General features: G+C 36.1%; 11 protein-coding genes. 8 read left to right on the plus strand and 3 right to left on the minus strand.

The features are described from left to right. Positions 1 to 45: 45 nt before the first annotated feature. The 4 genes from ACHRWY_RS13330 (at position 46) to ACHRWY_RS13345 (ending at position 8,166) form a co-directional block, all read left to right on the plus strand. Positions 46 to 3,066, plus strand: coding sequence for a SusC/RagA family TonB-linked outer membrane protein (locus tag ACHRWY_RS13330; RefSeq protein WP_395355242.1), 3,021 nt, complete (start codon positions 46 to 48; stop codon positions 3,064 to 3,066). Between the two features lie 25 nt (positions 3,067 to 3,091). Next, positions 3,092 to 4,597: a RagB/SusD family nutrient uptake outer membrane protein gene (locus tag ACHRWY_RS13335; protein ID WP_395355244.1), complete on the plus strand. Its 1,506-nt coding sequence runs from the start codon at positions 3,092 to 3,094 to the stop codon at positions 4,595 to 4,597. A gap of 279 nt (positions 4,598 to 4,876) precedes the next feature. Beyond that, the gene (locus tag ACHRWY_RS13340; RefSeq protein ID WP_395355245.1) at positions 4,877 to 6,121 is read left to right on the plus strand and encodes a glycoside hydrolase family 71/99-like protein; all 1,245 of its coding nucleotides are present in this window, start codon (positions 4,877 to 4,879) and stop codon (positions 6,119 to 6,121) included. Positions 6,122 to 6,147: 26 nt separating this feature from the next. Continuing rightward, positions 6,148 to 8,166, plus strand: coding sequence for a glycoside hydrolase family 97 protein (locus ACHRWY_RS13345; RefSeq protein ID WP_395355247.1), 2,019 nt, complete (start codon positions 6,148 to 6,150; stop codon positions 8,164 to 8,166). A gap of 207 nt (positions 8,167 to 8,373) precedes the next feature. Here the strand turns inward: ACHRWY_RS13345 and ACHRWY_RS13350 are convergent, their stop codons facing one another. Further along, the gene (locus ACHRWY_RS13350) at positions 8,374 to 9,291 is read right to left on the minus strand and encodes a hypothetical protein (RefSeq protein ID WP_395355248.1); all 918 of its coding nucleotides are present in this window, start codon (positions 9,289 to 9,291) and stop codon (positions 8,374 to 8,376) included. A gap of 159 nt (positions 9,292 to 9,450) precedes the next feature. On the opposite strand from ACHRWY_RS13350, the gene ACHRWY_RS13355 reads away from it, so the two are divergent. The 3 genes from ACHRWY_RS13355 (at position 9,451) to ACHRWY_RS13365 (ending at position 13,076) form a co-directional block, all read left to right on the plus strand. Then, positions 9,451 to 9,915 carry a MarR family winged helix-turn-helix transcriptional regulator gene (locus tag ACHRWY_RS13355; protein ID WP_395355250.1) on the plus strand — a complete coding sequence of 155 codons (465 nt, stop codon included), beginning with the start codon at positions 9,451 to 9,453 and terminating at the stop codon, positions 9,913 to 9,915. Between the two features lie 112 nt (positions 9,916 to 10,027). Next, on the plus strand, positions 10,028 to 11,446 hold the full coding sequence (locus ACHRWY_RS13360) for an MATE family efflux transporter (RefSeq protein ID WP_395355251.1): 1,419 nt from the start codon (positions 10,028 to 10,030) through the stop codon (positions 11,444 to 11,446). Between the two features lie 457 nt (positions 11,447 to 11,903). Continuing rightward, the gene (locus tag ACHRWY_RS13365) at positions 11,904 to 13,076 is read left to right on the plus strand and encodes a hypothetical protein (protein ID WP_395355253.1); all 1,173 of its coding nucleotides are present in this window, start codon (positions 11,904 to 11,906) and stop codon (positions 13,074 to 13,076) included. A gap of 20 nt (positions 13,077 to 13,096) precedes the next feature. Here the strand turns inward: ACHRWY_RS13365 and ACHRWY_RS13370 are convergent, their stop codons facing one another. Both ACHRWY_RS13370 and ACHRWY_RS13375 read right to left on the minus strand, forming a co-directional pair. After that, on the minus strand, positions 13,097 to 13,531 hold the full coding sequence (locus ACHRWY_RS13370) for a DUF6526 family protein (protein ID WP_395355254.1): 435 nt from the start codon (positions 13,529 to 13,531) through the stop codon (positions 13,097 to 13,099). Positions 13,532 to 13,858: 327 nt separating this feature from the next. Further along, positions 13,859 to 14,344, minus strand: coding sequence for a DNA-deoxyinosine glycosylase (locus ACHRWY_RS13375; protein ID WP_395355255.1), 486 nt, complete (start codon positions 14,342 to 14,344; stop codon positions 13,859 to 13,861). A 218-nt stretch (positions 14,345 to 14,562) separates the two neighbouring features. Between ACHRWY_RS13375 and ACHRWY_RS13380 the strand changes: the two genes are divergently transcribed. Beyond that, positions 14,563 to 15,582 (plus strand): helix-turn-helix domain-containing protein, encoded by a 1,020-nt coding sequence (locus ACHRWY_RS13380; protein ID WP_395355256.1) that lies wholly within the window; start codon positions 14,563 to 14,565, stop codon positions 15,580 to 15,582. Positions 15,583 to 15,739: the final 157 nt, after the last annotated feature.

Raw genomic sequence — 15,739 nt, forward strand, 5'->3', positions numbered from 1 at the left:
TATGCAAATTACATAGGACCGACAAAAAACAATAAATAACTACATATGAATAGTAAAAATAAAAAAATAGTCCTGCATCACATGTGGACTACTAAAAATGTGGTATTCATGATTTTCATGCTTTTTCTTTCGGCAGGAATGTTTGCGCAGGAAAAAAAGCAGGTATCAGGTACCGTTTATGATAACACAGGAAGCGTATTGCCCGGAGCGACAGTACTTGAGGCAGGGACCAGAAATGCAACTACTACAGATTTTGACGGAAAATTTGCCTTGACGGTAGCCGTAGGAGGTTCGATTGAAGTTTCATTCATTGGATCCACGACTCAAAAGATTCAGATTACAGCAGCAACAAAACCAAACTTAGACGTTCGTTTACAAAATGACGGTTATATGCTTGCCGAAGTCCAGGTCGTTTCTGTTGGATACGGAACGCAAAAAAAATCAGATTTAACCGGAGCCATTTCAAGTGTAAAAGCAGATGATTTAGTAAAAGGAACCATCTCTTTTACAGAACAGGTGCTACAAGGAAAAGTAGCGGGATTAAATATTATTCGTCCTTCGGGAGATCCGGCTGCAGGTTCTACCATACGTTTACGTGGCGGAACCTCATTAACAGCAAGCAATAGCCCGTTAATCGTAGTTGATGGTATTGCAGGGGTTGATATTAATATCGTTCAGCCATCCGATATTAAATCGGTAGACGTTCTGAAAGATGCTTCGGCGACAGCCATTTACGGATCCAGAGGAGCAAACGGAGTTATTATCATCACGACTAAGTCAGGTACAAAAGGAGTTTCTGTTACTTATAGCGGGTTATCGAGTGTGGGGTATGTTACAGATAATTTAGATCTTCTGTCAGCCAATCAATGGAGAGGTTACGTTCGTAGCACAGGAAATAAAGACGCTGTTGATTATGGCGGAAATACAAACTGGCAAAAAGCAATCGAGCAAACTGCTATTTCGCAATCGCATACTTTGAGTATCAATTCCGGTAAGGCTGACAGTGGTTTTAGAACTTCACTTTCGTATTTAAATAATGAAGGAGTTATAAAAAAGACCGGTCTTGAGAGATTAAGCGGAAACATTAATGCCTATCAATATCTTGGAGATAACAAAGAGGTAAAATTTGATATGGGGTTATTTGCCAATGTCGACAAATGGCACCCTATGGATTATAGAATTTTTGAGCGTACTTATAATTTAAATCCAACCATTCCCGTATACGATTCTAATGGGAAATTCTCAGCTGTTTCAGGAAATATTTACGAAAACCCGGTTGAAATTTTAACTAACAGAACAGTTGATAACGAAAGACACAGGTTGTTGGGATATTTTAAAACCGAAGTGAAATTTGCTAAAGATTTTCTTGCTGTAGCCAATATTTCGTATGAACATAATGCCGTAAAAGGAAGTACATACAAACCAAGTTATGCGGTTATGGAAGGAACAACTGAAAATGGTTATGCGCAAAAAACGTATGCAGAATATGCCAATGCACAAGGCGAACTGTATGTCAATTACAATAAGGTGTTCGATAAACATACAATTGGGGCTCTTGCCGGATATTCGTATTTAGAGAACATTTACGAAGGTTTTGGTGCACAGCGTAGTGGTTTTGTGACGGATGCTTTTAGCTATAACAATCTTGGTGCAGGTTACAACTATCGTTTGGGCGATGTGTATTCGTATAAAGGAAAATCAAATCTGGTTTCATTTTATGCCCGTGCCAATTATTCGTATGACGGAAAATATTTGCTAACGGGTACTGTAAGAAGAGATGGCTCAAGCCGTTTTGGAGAAAACAATAAATGGGGAACTTTCCCATCAGCTTCTGCTGCCTGGAAAATCTCAAGCGAAGAGTTTATGAGTTCAACAAAAGGATGGCTGGATAATCTTAAAGTGAGAGTGGGTTATGGAGTAACAGGAAATCAGGACGGAATTGGAGAGTACAAATCGCTTTCGATTTTAGGAGTTGGAAATGACAGTTACTACGATCCAACAACAGGAACGTGGAGTTTGGCTTATTCTCCTAAACAAAATCCTAATCCTGATTTGAAATGGGAATCAACCAAACAATTAAACATTGGGGTAGATTTTAGCCTGTTCAACAGAATTACAGGTTCATTCGAATATTATGCTAAAAACACAGACGATTTATTATATACTTACGAAGTGCCACAACCGCCTTATTTAGTAGGAACGATGTTGGCAAACGTGGGAGAAATGTCCAACAAAGGAGTTGAACTTACGTTGAATGCAGATATCGTAAAAGGAGATAAATTTACCTGGAATGCAAATTTAACGTTGGGACACAATGTTCAGAAAATCGAAAAACTATCCAATCCAACGTATAAAACAGATGTAATTTACAGCGGATCGCTTCACGGTTTAGCAGGTATGTCAGGACAATACTCTCAAATTATTGCCGAAGGTTATCCAGTTGGAACGTTCTGGGGCTTTGAAAGCGCAGGACTTGGCGCCGATGGAAAAATGTTATACTATAATGCTGCCGGTGATAAAGTATTAGATAATGCATTAGTAGATGCTGATAAAAGGGATTTAGGAAACATCCAGCCTGATTTGACTATGGGTATTGGAATGAATTTTACGTATGGAAATTTTGATTTAGGTGTTACAGGATACGGAATGTTTGGGCAAAAAGCACTAAACGCCACCAATATGATGTTGAACGATCCTAACAGATTGCCCACTTTTAATGTTCCGGATGATTTCCTGAATAGCGGAATCACATCTGCTCCAAAATACTCCAGCTACTGGATCGAAGATGCTTCTTTCTTCAGGCTTCAAACACTTTCTGTTGGATATACTTTGCCTTTAAAATACAAAAGCTCAAAGTTGAGAGTTTATCTTATGGGAGAAAATCTTGCAGTATTTACTAAGTATAAAGGCGTAGATCCCGAAATTGGTTTAAATGCCCAGGATGGAATAAACCAAACCGGAGTAATGGACTTAACAGGATTAGCAGCTCCCGGAATTGACAGATATAATAATTATCCGCGACCAACAACAATTTCTGTTGGACTAAATTTTACGATAAATAACTAAGTCAATTAACTCAAAAATATAAAAAATGAAAATCAAAATAACAGCAGCACTAGTAGTTAGCATGCTTTTTACGATATCATGTACCAATTTAAATGAAGATTTATACGATAAAGTAGAAGATGGAAATTTTGGAAACACACCAAAAGAAGTTGATGCATTAGTGGGCGGAGCTTATTCTTCGTTAAGAGGATTTGCAGATGGGATCTCTAATAATTATCCAACTTCTGAGTATGTATTCTTTTTGAACGAAACCGTTTCAGATGAAGCGACAATTCCAACAAGAGGAACCAACTGGTACGATGGCGGTCAATATCAGGATGCACAAAAGCATACCTGGAAAGCAGACAATCGCCTTATTCTGTCGGCCTGGCGTTACAACTACACCGGGATAGCCAAAATCAATTCGATTATCTATCAGGTTGATAAATCATCCCTTACTGATGTGGCAAAAGCACCAATTTATGCAGAACTAAAATCATTGAGAGCTTATTATTACTACAATCTTTTAGATGCATTTGGAAATGTGCCTATTGTGGTTAATTTTGAAGATACCTCTTTGCCATCCAATTCTACCAGAAAACAAGTTTATGATTTTGTAGAAAAAGAATTACTGGACGCAATTCCGCATTTAAATTCAAATGTGGTGTATTCTAAATTTACAAAAAATGTTGCCTATTCTTTATTGGCAAGATTGTATCTGAATTCTGAAGCCTTTATTGGAACAGCGCGTTGGCAGGATTGCATCAACATGTGTCAGAAAGTGACCGGATACACTTTGACGCCGGATTTCTTTGCCAATTTTGCGACACAAAATGAAAAATCAACTGAAATTATTTTTTCGATTCCTTACGATCAGAAAGCAGGAACAGTGGGTAATTATATGAACTCAATGTCTTGTCACTATTTGCATAAACTGACGATTTCGGCTTCCGGAAATGATTATCCGTGGAGTGCTAACGGAATGTGTGCACAGCCAGGGGTTTATTCAGCATTTGCAGCCACAGATAAAAGAAGAAAATGTATGGTTGCCGGTGACCAGATTAGTGTAGCAACCGGGCAGGTTATTGTAATGGACAACGGAGAACCGCTTACCTATACAGAAGAAGTTACAAGTGTGGCTGATGCCAAAGAAAACCAGGGAGTCCGTTTAGGAAAATACGAGATGAAAGCCGGTGAACAATGGGAACGCGACCATGATTTTGTTTTGATTCGTTATGCCGAAATTCTAATGATGCAGGCCGAATGTTATGTTCGTTTAGGATCTCCTGATTTGGCAAAACCTTTCATTCAGCAAATTACAACCCGTGCAGGAGAAGAAATGCCAACAACAATCGATCTTAATTTTATAGATAAAGAGTTGCTTAAGGAATTTACTTTCGAAGGAAGAAGAAGAACAGATAACATCCGTTTTGGGACCTTCTTCCTGCCTTGGTGGGAAAAAGGGGCAACACCAAAATACAGGGCCATTTTTCCAATTCCAAGCACCGTTTTAACTACAAATAAAAACCTGGTACAGAATCCCGGGTATTAGGTTATGGCATGCCAGTCTTCCATGTTGGTTAGTCGTGGAAGGCTGACATGTTTTTAAACATATTTAAGCTAACAGAGCTGCATTTGTAAAAATATATGTAACACATAGAAAAATAGAATTTTATGTGCAAAACAAAATATAAAAAGAAACTCGTTTCTCACACATAATTATGTTTGTTAATGCAAGTGAAACGCCTTTTTTATGAGGTTGAAAAGCGATATGTCTATGTGTTAAAATGTTTAAAAGCAATTTTTATTATAAAAGCAAATATCAATTAATATGAAAAGATATATCACATCGCTGGTTTTCGGCTTAATGAATATTGTGTTGGTTGCTGGATGCAGTAGCGATGACAAAGGTTCAGATAAACCGGTAGAACCCGAAATAATTGCGCCTGTTGCGATTGAAAAAACAAACAGCACCAAAATTTATGTTCATTATATGCCCTGGTTTGAAACCAATGAAAGTAGTGCCGATAAAAAATGGGGATATCACTGGACCATGGCCAACAAAAATCCAAATACTATTGGCGTTAACAATCGCAGAGAAATTGCGTCGTATTATTATCCGCTAATTGGGCCGTATCATTCAGGCGATAAAAATGTGATCGAAAATCATTTATTATTGATGAAATATTCCGGAATCGATGGTGTCTTAATCGACTGGTATGGCACTTTTGATGTAAATGATTACCGAATGGTGAAAGAAAACACAGAACAGCTTATTGCCATGCTGGAGAAAGTGGGATTAGAATATGCGATTGTATATGAAGACAGAGTAACAAAAAATGCGGTTGATGCCGGAAAAGCCATTTCAGTAACCAGTGCTGCAAAAACCGATTTAGCGTACATGCAAACCAATTATTTTGGCGATAAAAATTACATCAAAATAAATGGAAAACCATTGTTGCTTAATTTTGGGCCAATTGTATTGCAAACCCCTGCCGAATGGACTAATGTTTTTAATACCCTGACCACAAAACCTACTTTTCTAACGCTTTGGGACCAATCTGCAGAAGCAGGCGATAATGCTGCCGGCGAATATGCGTGGGTATACAAAAACAGCACTTATCTGACTAATTTTTATACCAATACAAAGCCAAAACTGGCAGTTACAATGGGAAGCGCTTATCCCGGTTTTAAAGATTTTTATGCTGAGGGCGGTGGAGGAGCAGCAATTGGCTGGACCATAGACCATAATAACGGAGCGACTCTTGACGAAACACTTGCCCTGGCTAAAAATGCCAATGTAAATTACCTTCAACTGATTACCTGGAATGACTTTGGAGAAGGAACAATGTTTGAACCAACAGTAGAATTTGGTTACACCTATATCGAAAAAGTAAAAGCATTTGCCGGCGTAAAAAGTACCGAAGCTGTTTTTCCTGATATCAGTAAAATGTACAACCTGCGAATAGAAAAGAAAGGCAGTGCCGATGCCCAGAAAAAATTAGATCAGGCTTTTAATTATTTTGTTTCAATGCAACCTGCAAAAGCAAAACAATTACTAAACGAAATTAAATAAAGAGTTGTAATTAATACAATTAAATAATGAAAAACATAAAATATAGATACTGTCTAATGGCGCTTGCTTCGATAGTAGTATTTGCCTGCAGTACTAAAAAAACATACCAAATAAGTTCACCTGGAAAAAACACCAAATTGGTTTTTGAATTAACTCCGTCAGGTCAGCCACAATACAGTTTTACCGCCAACGGAAAATCAGTCATAGAACCTTCTTTATTAGGATTTGAATTTCAGGGAATCCAAAAAATGACCGATGGTTTTGAAGTGGTTTCCACCGAAGAAAAATCGGCTGATGACACCTGGGAACAGCCTTGGGGAGAATTCAAAAAAGTAAGAGATCATCACAATGAATTAATTGTTCATCTGAAAGAGTCAAAGGGAGAAGAACGCCTGGTAGATATTATTTTCAGGGTTTTTGATGATGGCGTTGGTTTTCGATATGAATTCCCCAAACAGCCCCATTTAGGTAAAGTCAAAATTTCGAATGAGATTACCCAATTTACTTTTAAGTCAGATAATGACGTGTGGTGGATTCCGGTGCATCGTGAAAACAGTTATTACGAAAGTACCTATCGCAAAACACCGGTTAGTAAAACGGATACCATCAATACGCCGGCAACTTTAGAAACCAAAGAAAAATTATTTGTGGCTATTCACGAAGCCAGCCTAACTGATTTTGCCTCAATGACGTTATTAAAAACAAATGATAAACAATACAAAAGCGAATTAGTGCCGTGGGCCGATGGCGTAAAAGTGTATGCCGAAACTCCATTTAAAACACCATGGAGAACTATCGTAGTGGGAAAAACTCCCGGCGATGTGGCAACTTCGACTATTATGCTGAATCTAAATGAGCCTTCAAAAATTGAAGACCTTTCCTGGATCAGACCTTCAAAATATATTGGAATCTGGTGGGGCATGCATTTAGAAAAGTACACCTGGGGGCAAGGACCAAAGCATGGTGCGACAACTAAGAATACGAAAGAATATATTGATTTTGCTGCGAAAAACAATTTTGACGGCGTTCTGGTAGAAGGCTGGAACGAGGGCTGGGATGGCGACTGGACTGCCGATGGATCTTCCTTTAGTTTTGTAAAAGCCTATACTGATTTTAATCTCGAAGAAATTACAAAATATGCGGCTATTAAAAATGTTCGTTTAATTGGCCATCACGAAACCGCAGGTGCAACCAAACATTACGAAAGCCAGTTAGAAGATGCTTTTAAATTGTATCAGAAAATGGGGGTAAATACGGTAAAAACAGGTTACGTAAATAAATATCTGGATAAAAAAGAATGGCACGATAGCCAATACGGAGCACGTCATTACAGAAAAGTAATGGAAACTGCCGCTAAATACCATATCATGATCGACAATCATGAACCTATAAAAGGAACCGGATTGCAGCGTACCTACCCAAACTTTATGTCACAGGAAGGCGGAAGAGGACAGGAATACAACGCCTGGTCTGTTGATGGCGGAAATACGCCGGAACATTTAACCACTTTACCTTTTACCAGAATGCTTTCAGGACCTTTTGATTACACCCCTGGAAATTTCAATTTTGATTATAAAACGCCTTCGGGAGCCAGAGTTCAAACGACTTTGGCAAATCAATTAGCGTTATATGTGATTATTTTCAGTCCGTTGCAAATGGCTTCAGATTTACCGGAGAATTATGTAGGTAAACCGGAATTTCAATTTATAAAGGATGTGCCTTGCAATTGGTCAGAGACTAAAGTTTTAGATTCTAAAATTGGAGCATACACTACAATTGTCCGCAAAGACTGGGAGGAAAAAAACTGGTATTTGGGCGCGATCACAAACAGCAAAGGGAGAGATCTTAAAGTAGAATTATCATTTTTAGATGCCGGAAAAGAATACGAAGCCGAAATTTATAGTGATGGAGCAGGAGCCAATTATAAAACAAATCCGTATCCGGTAACCATTTCAAAACAAAAAGTAAATAGTAAAACCATACTGGATCTAAAATTAGCAGCTGGAGGAGGAACAGCTATAAAATTCACTCTAATAGAAAAATAAGTTAGTTTAGTTTGAGTTAAGTTGAGTTTGAGCAATGAACCCGATGTCTTTTAAGATATCGGGTTTATTATTTTTTGTTTCAGGTTTCAGGGTTGAAGTTTCAGGTTTCAAGTTTCAGGTTTCAAGTTTCAGGTTTTACGTTTTACGTTTTAAAATTAAAAACTTAGAGCCTTAGCGTCTCAGTATCTTAGCACCTTAAAAAAAAAATCAATGTTTGTAAAGCTTTACATGATGACCAAAAGCATAAGCAGCTGTAATAGTTGGTCCGTTGTAGCCCCATTTCAGATCCCCGTTTAATCTTTCTTTTATAGCATCTACTTTAAAATTCAGGCCGGTATATCCTGCTGTAAGACTAAAGTTCTGATGCACATTATAGGAAATAGCTAAATTATAACTAACAATTCGTCCGTCGATATTGTCTATTTTTATGGCAAAATAATTTGCATTTGCGTACAATCCCCAGCGTTTTGCCAGAACAAATTCTCCCCAAACTCCCACATCTGGTAACGGAGCAGTAAAATTAAAACTATCTCTATATTCTAAACTGGCCTGATTTGCATCAACACGTAAGGCCAGATCAGCAAAAAGCACGTGGGTACCAATCAATAAACCGACTTCATATTTTGGTTTGGATAAAAAAGCATAACCATAAGCAATTCTTGCAATCTGAACATCAAACAAAGCGGTTACTCTGGTATTTATATTATAAGTATGCTCACCAAAATCAATTTCTTTTTCTAAGGTCTTAGTGGAACTTCTGTCAAGGGCAAAAAATTCAAAACCCAATCTTGATCTTCTGGAAATACGCCAGTCAAAAGTTCCCATAAAAGATGTGCTTGATTTTGAAAACCCTAAATCGTCTTCGAGATCTATTTCGGTACCGTGATTCCCGTTATTGCTGCCCACCTGGATCTGCGTGTTGTTAACAGGAAAAAATACTCCTGCCGTAACTTTAAAACGTCGTGCATGCCAAGGCAAATCATCATCATCCTGAGGGGAAGCTGGGGCATTTAAATCATTTTGTAAAACTGTTGCAGCATTTTCCAGAGGAATTTCGGCAGTGTTTTGAGCATGCATTGAAAAAGAAGAAAGCAGAACTATCAAAAAACAAAATAACTTTTTCATCTGATTTATTTTTAAATTTATTGATATATTTTAACATTTAAAGTTAACAAAAAAAATCATTCATTTTTGGTTTTTATGTATTTATTATTTTGGTTTTCAGTGCATTATGTGTTTTGTTAAAATTAGTTGACATGTCACTCTTTTTCGTAATTTTGTCTCATGGAAAAAAATAAAACAGATTTTGCTGCTTTTAAGGAAGAGATTTCAAATAGTTTTTTCTTTCAGATCCACAGAATGAAACGGACTATTTTTCGTCATACCAATGCTTTAATGACGGAATCGGGAATTAATTTACAGTTAGAACAGCTGCCTTTAATTATGATTTTGCAGCGTAAGAGTTTATCGCAACGGGAACTGTCGGATATGACCATGCGTGATAAATCTTCTATTTTAAGAAGTATAAATGCTTTAGAAAAAAAGGCTTTGGTAGAAGTTCAGAAAGATAAAAGTGATAAACGTAAAAACATTGTAAGCCTGACAGAAGAAGGAAGTAATCTGGCTAAAAGAATCCGTATTTTAATGAATCAGGCAGAAGATGAGGTTCTGGCCGTTTTTTCAGCAGATGAACGAAAAGAAGCACTTGAAACCATTAGAGGCTACGCTGATAAACTGGATACACTTTAGAATAACCCACAGGTTTTACAGATTGAACGGATCAACGCAGATGTTATTTTTAGAAGAATCTTTTTTAATCGCTGGCCAGAAAAGTAAACAACATTAAATTATAAAAAATAAAATGAATAAAAATGAATTGTTAGAAGGTCCTATACTTTCTTCTTTATTAAAACTGGCAGTGCCTATTATGATTGCCAATTTACTACAAGCCGCTTATCAGTTAGTTGATGCTTTTTGGGTTGGGCGTTTAGGTGGAGATGCCGTCGCAGCAGTTTCTGTAAGTACTCCCGTAATTTTCCTTACGATTGCATTGGGAACCGGACTTGCCATTGCCGGTTCGATTCTTATTGCACAATACTTTGGTGCAGGACAGCAGGAAATGGTCAATCATGTAGCGGCTCAAACGTTGTTAATGGTTATTTCGGCTTCGATTGTTTTATCAATTATTGGCTATTTTTTAAGCCCTTATTTTCTGCAAATTTTAAAAGTAACTCCCGAAGTGTATAAGGATGCCTTAGGTTTTATGCAAATTGCTTTTATCGGGCTGGTTTTTAGCTTCAGTTTTATGATTTTCCAATCGGTAATGCGTGGTGTTGGCCGTGTTACTTTGCCCGTTTATATTGTATTGGGAACGGTAATCCTGAATTTTGCCTTAGACCCTTTGTTTATTTTTGGATGGAACTTTATTCCGGCAATGGGTGTAAAAGGTGCCGCTTTGGCGACATTATCTACCCAGAGTTTAGCCATTATTATAGGGTTTGCTATTTTGTTCCGGGGCAAGCACGGAATTCATCTGCAACTTAAAGATTTTAAACCTGATTTCAAACATATTAAAAAAGCATTTAAAATTGGTTTTCCATCGTCAATAGAACAGTCAATGCGTGCGATTGGTTTAACGGCTATTACTTTTTTAATTGTACATTTTGGTACCACAACAGTAGCTTCTTACGGGGCAGGTTCAAACCTGATTCAGCTGATCATGATTCCGGCTTTGGGACTTTCAATGGCAATTGCCACTTTGGTAGGACAAAATATTGGTGCCGGAAACATGCTTCGTGCCGGAAAAATTGCCAAATTAGGCGCTTATTTAGGTTTTGGTTTATTAACCGGAATCGGATTGATTGCTTTTGCTTTAGCACCTCATTTAATTGCTTTTTTCGTGCCAAACGAACCATCTGTTATTGAGGGGGGAACTGTTTTTTTGAGGATAACTTGTCTTTCATGGGGGTTTTTAGGACTTCAGATGTGTTTGTTGGGCGTTTTTAGGGCGGTTGGAAATACTACGCTTCCAATGATTTTAACGCTGGTTTCACAATGGGTTTTACAATTTCCGCTAGCTTATATTTTATCACACAATACCTCTCTGGGGGCCATTGGAATTTGGTGGGCTTTCCCCGTTTCGACTGTGGTTACAGCTATAGTGACCATGCTCATTTATGCTAAAGGAGATTGGAAAAAAGAACGATTAACCGGAAAAACAAATAAACTGATTGATAAAGTCGAAAAAGAAATTGTCAATGAAGGTTTTGAGGTGAAGTAGGGGGGTATAGTGGTAAAGGTTCAAAGGTTCAGAGTGGCAGAGGTTCAAAGGTTCAAAGGTTCAAAGGGGCGAAGGTTCAAAGGGGCGAAGGTTTAAAGGTTCAGAGTGGCAGAGGTTCGGAGTGGCAGAGGTTCGGAGTGAAAAGGGGGTTAATGTAGAGACGTACCGTATTGTTTCTAAAAAACAGTCTTTTTGAATGTGAGTGCCGCGTGAGGGATAGGAGCAGGCTACCGAAGTAGCGCGGATAGCCCGACAGCATTACAAAAAGGGGCGAATAAACGATGCTGTTTTTGCCCCTTTTTATAATGGTGGCACGCCCAAAATCAGCTTATAATTACCATATCAAATTTTTTGCTTTAGCGTATATCTTACTTTGTAATTGCTATGTATATTGATTTTTGTTATGGATATTTAAATTTGATTGTCTATATTTGAGAGTAAATTCTCAAAATAAATTATGGACAAGAAATTAAAACAATTCTTTGTAAAGTCATTTGTTGTATTGCTGATAATTCATTTAGGCTATTTTTTATATGGCTATTTTAAGTTTGAAGGAATTGGAAAGGTAAATATCTATACCGAATTTTACAGGTTTAAGTTTTATGATGATGTTTCTATTTCACACTTTTTTATAAGTGGCTTGTTTTTACTTTTCTTCCTGATTTTTTTGATAAAAAACCATTCGAAAAAACAATATGCTTTTCCTAATTTGCTTAAAATAGGCGGTTTATTGCTGTTGGTTTCCTTTTTTACTTTTTCGTTTTTTGTAAGCTATAGTTTTGGTCTTAATGCCGGGTTAAGATCTGAACTGTCTGAAAAAGATTTTAATAAGGACAAAACGGTGCTGAATGTTCTGCGTCCGTTTTTGTATGGTTATACCTCTTACAGTTCAGAGAAATTATTTAATCCCGTTAATATTTTATATCCAAAACCTTATCCGGTTATTGAAGTTGTAGACAGTACTTTGATTTCGGGTCAATATTATAGTGTAGAATATAACTATTACAGTATTGATACCCTAAAGATGCTAACAACAGATTTAAATAAAGTTTCGGCTGCAACGAGCACGGTTCTGGATAGTATAGGTTTTGGTAAAAAAGAGCTTCTGGAAAGAATAATTAAAAAAAATAGTATAAAAGATAGTACCGAAATTATTTATAAAGGCCAAAGAGTTAATCCGGATTACGATCCGAATATTTGTATTTTTATTAAAAATAAAGCTTTATATAAACCTGTAAAGGGTATTCCGGTTGAAAAACAACAATACGATGCTGCGGTAAAACGCTATAAATTGCTTTATAAATCTAAAGAAGATTCTTTATTGTACAGTTTTCATCAATTGGATACATTACTGAAAAAGTACAAGATTGAAACCTATATTGTTCCTAAGGATCTGGTAAAAGATGTGGTTTATTTTAAGAATCACAATACCGAACTTTTGAATACCATTAGAAATGATTTTGACAGAAAGGCTTTAACCGATAAATTAGATACTTTAGAGCGATTGTTTTACCAGCCAAACTATCTTCATCCGTCAATTATGGCGATCTTTTTTGGTGTTATTGGATTGGTTTGGTTAATACTGTTTTTAATTTACATTTTGTTTAATTATAAAAGAAAACAAGTCTGACAGTATTTTTTAATTGCATTTTAAACCCTGTTATAATCGGCTCTCCAGTGAACGATTGCTTTTTTTATGGAATCGCCTGTGAGATTGTTTTTAAGGGCATCCTGAATTAGGGGCAATAATTCATCATCTGGTGCAAAACGTAAGGCAAATATCTGATCGTCGGTAAATTTGTATTCGAATTCCTCAAAACGTTTTCCAGTTAACGTAAAGTAGCGATAGCGAAGTTCCAATCGCACAATTCGGTTTTGAAGAATTAAAGCATAATGTTGTCTGAGCATATAAGCCAGCCAAAATAAAAAGATAAAACCGACACTTATAAAGGACCATATCTTAGTGTCGTTCGTTGTAAAGGCAAAGTAAACACTGAAACCTAAAAAAAGCGTTAAAAGAGGATAATAAATAAAATGGTGCGGTGTGTAAAACCGTATATGATTGTAATAAGTCTGGACTTTCATAATGATTTTGTTTTTGGTTTGGTACTAAAAAAACAAAGCTACCCTAAAAAAATAGAATAGCTTTCTTTTCCAAAAATAAACTAACATAACCAATGTTCTCTTTATAATTAAACTTAATTAAAAGTTTTCTCAGTAATATTTATATTTTAAAAAGCCTCAATTTCATTATCATTCTTTTGTTTGGCTTAAATTTCCTGAGGTAAAATTAGCTTCATTGTAAGAATCTTTTGTTATATTTTAAAACACAAATGTTACATGATTTCAACATTTGCTAAAAAAAGTAGCTTAAAACGAAGGTGTGGCTGATTTTTTTAAGCTGTACTATTTTTATTTTATTGTAGAGATAATCAGCCATTCATCGAGTTTCGATTGAAAAGTTTTACCGGCATTTGCAGGACTGGTTGAGGGTAAGGTAATAAGTTGGCAGGTATTTTTTAAATGAACATACTTTTTGAAAAATGCTGCTGCTTTTTGTCCATTAAAAAGAATGGTTTTAATATTGGGATGTTGTTCCAGGAACGTTTCAAAATCATTTGCAATTTCATTCTTTATTGCGCTGTCTAAACTTCCAACACGATCGCAAAATTGCAGAACATCCCAAAGTGCCACCTTATTTTTTTGTAATAGTGCTTTTCGGGTTTCATAATCATTCGAGAAATCTTCTTTAAAAATGAGGAACATAAATTTCCAGAAATTATTCTGGTTATGACCGTAATACTGATTCAGTTCTAATGATTTTGTACCAGGCATTGTACCTAAAATCAAAATGGTAGCATCGGCACTGGATATGGGAAAAAATGAAAAACTTTTCATGAATTAAAGCGTTTGTGTTGTAGTAAGATACAGTATTTAAAAGATAAAGGAACATCCATAAGTAATTATAAAACAATTAAGAAAAATTATATAACATTTTTGCTTTGCCATTGCCCGAACTTTGAATTCTGGATTTCTGGAAGTTCAATACTACAAAACGGACATGTTTTTTTTTAGAAATCTATATAAAAATAAGTAGAATTTTAAATCCTTGCAAAATGAAAATAGTTACTATTAATACAGAAAAAATCCAAAATATTTTTGAAGAGTTAAATACAAACTTCGGAGGTAAGGTAACTTTTGATTTAAACGAATATACGCTTGAAACGAATAATAGTTTTGCAAAAGGATTCATTACCGGAGCATCCTTTAATGATAACATTTCGTACGTTCAGTTTGATATGACTTTCTCGGTGGATGTCCGAATGGATATTACGAATGTCAAAGCGTCACCTATATTTTTTGCGTATTGCTCAAAAGGAAACCTTTCGCATAGTTTTGGGGCTACAGGACAGGAAAGAACATTTAAAACGTTCCAGACTGCTATTGTAACTTCAAAAACCAAACAAGATAATATGTTGTTTTTTGAAAAAGACCAGAAAACAAAATTCACTTTAATTATTGTGGGAACACAAACAGAAAATCAAATGCATTCTTTGAATCAGCAGGTGAAAGAAACCTTCTTTGAAAATAATGTAGCCCAGGATTTCTTTTATGTAGGGTCGTACAATCTTAAAATTGCCGAAAAAATAGAACAACTCAACGCTGTTACCCAAACCGGAATTGTTAGAAATCTTTTGAAAGAAGGAATTTTAAGAATTATTCTGGCCATGGAAATCCAGCAACATACAGACGATGTAAGCACTTTATCTAAAGATGCAAATTGTCTCACTTTAAGAGAAATGGAAGAAATAAAAGAATTATCAGAGGCTATAAAAGCAAATCCTGAAGAAGCTTTTACCATTAAATCATTAAGCAAAAAATCCGGATTATCACCAAATAAATTGCAGGAAGGTTTCAAGATGATCCACAACCGAACCGTAAACGACTACATTACGCACATGCGGGTTTTAAAAGCCGAAATCTTAATTCGGACTTCCGATTTAAATATTTCTGAAATTGTTTACTGTATAGGTTTTACAAGCAGAAGTTACTTCTCTAAAATCTTCAAAGAAAAATTCAATTGCAGCCCAAAAGAATATAAGTTTAATTTGAATCCGCTGGCTATTACAGCTTAGTTTTTAAGGTTTAAAGTTACAAAGGTTCAAAGTTACAAAGGTTCAAAGTTACAAAGGTTCAGAGCAACCAAGATATTGTAGGGACGAGCAGTGCGTCTTTTTTGTATGTAGCAATTTATTTATAAGGAATAATTATGCATCCGCCTGCTGCAGAAGA

Origin of the sequence: Flavobacterium sp. FlaQc-48 (assembly GCF_044007335.1) — a bacterium.
Classification (GTDB): domain Bacteria; phylum Bacteroidota; class Bacteroidia; order Flavobacteriales; family Flavobacteriaceae; genus Flavobacterium.

Excerpts from the sequence above, each read along its gene's own strand:
- ACHRWY_RS13355 (WP_395355250.1), top strand. The coding sequence starts at position 9,451 with ATGGAAAAAAATAAAACAGATTTTGCTGCTTTTAAGGAAGAGATTTCA.
- ACHRWY_RS13330 (WP_395355242.1), top strand. The coding sequence starts at position 46 with ATGAATAGTAAAAATAAAAAAATAGTCCTGCATCACATGTGGACTACT.
- ACHRWY_RS13335 (WP_395355244.1), top strand. The coding sequence starts at position 3,092 with ATGAAAATCAAAATAACAGCAGCACTAGTAGTTAGCATGCTTTTTACG.
- ACHRWY_RS13375 (WP_395355255.1), bottom strand. The coding sequence starts at position 14,344 with ATGAAAAGTTTTTCATTTTTTCCCATATCCAGTGCCGATGCTACCATT.
- ACHRWY_RS13380 (WP_395355256.1), top strand. The coding sequence starts at position 14,563 with ATGAAAATAGTTACTATTAATACAGAAAAAATCCAAAATATTTTTGAA.
- ACHRWY_RS13360 (WP_395355251.1), top strand. The coding sequence starts at position 10,028 with ATGAATAAAAATGAATTGTTAGAAGGTCCTATACTTTCTTCTTTATTA.
- ACHRWY_RS13370 (WP_395355254.1), bottom strand. The coding sequence starts at position 13,531 with ATGAAAGTCCAGACTTATTACAATCATATACGGTTTTACACACCGCAC.
- ACHRWY_RS13340 (WP_395355245.1), top strand. The coding sequence starts at position 4,877 with ATGAAAAGATATATCACATCGCTGGTTTTCGGCTTAATGAATATTGTG.
- ACHRWY_RS13350 (WP_395355248.1), bottom strand. The coding sequence starts at position 9,291 with ATGAAAAAGTTATTTTGTTTTTTGATAGTTCTGCTTTCTTCTTTTTCA.
- ACHRWY_RS13365 (WP_395355253.1), top strand. The coding sequence starts at position 11,904 with ATGGACAAGAAATTAAAACAATTCTTTGTAAAGTCATTTGTTGTATTG.
- ACHRWY_RS13345 (WP_395355247.1), top strand. The coding sequence starts at position 6,148 with ATGAAAAACATAAAATATAGATACTGTCTAATGGCGCTTGCTTCGATA.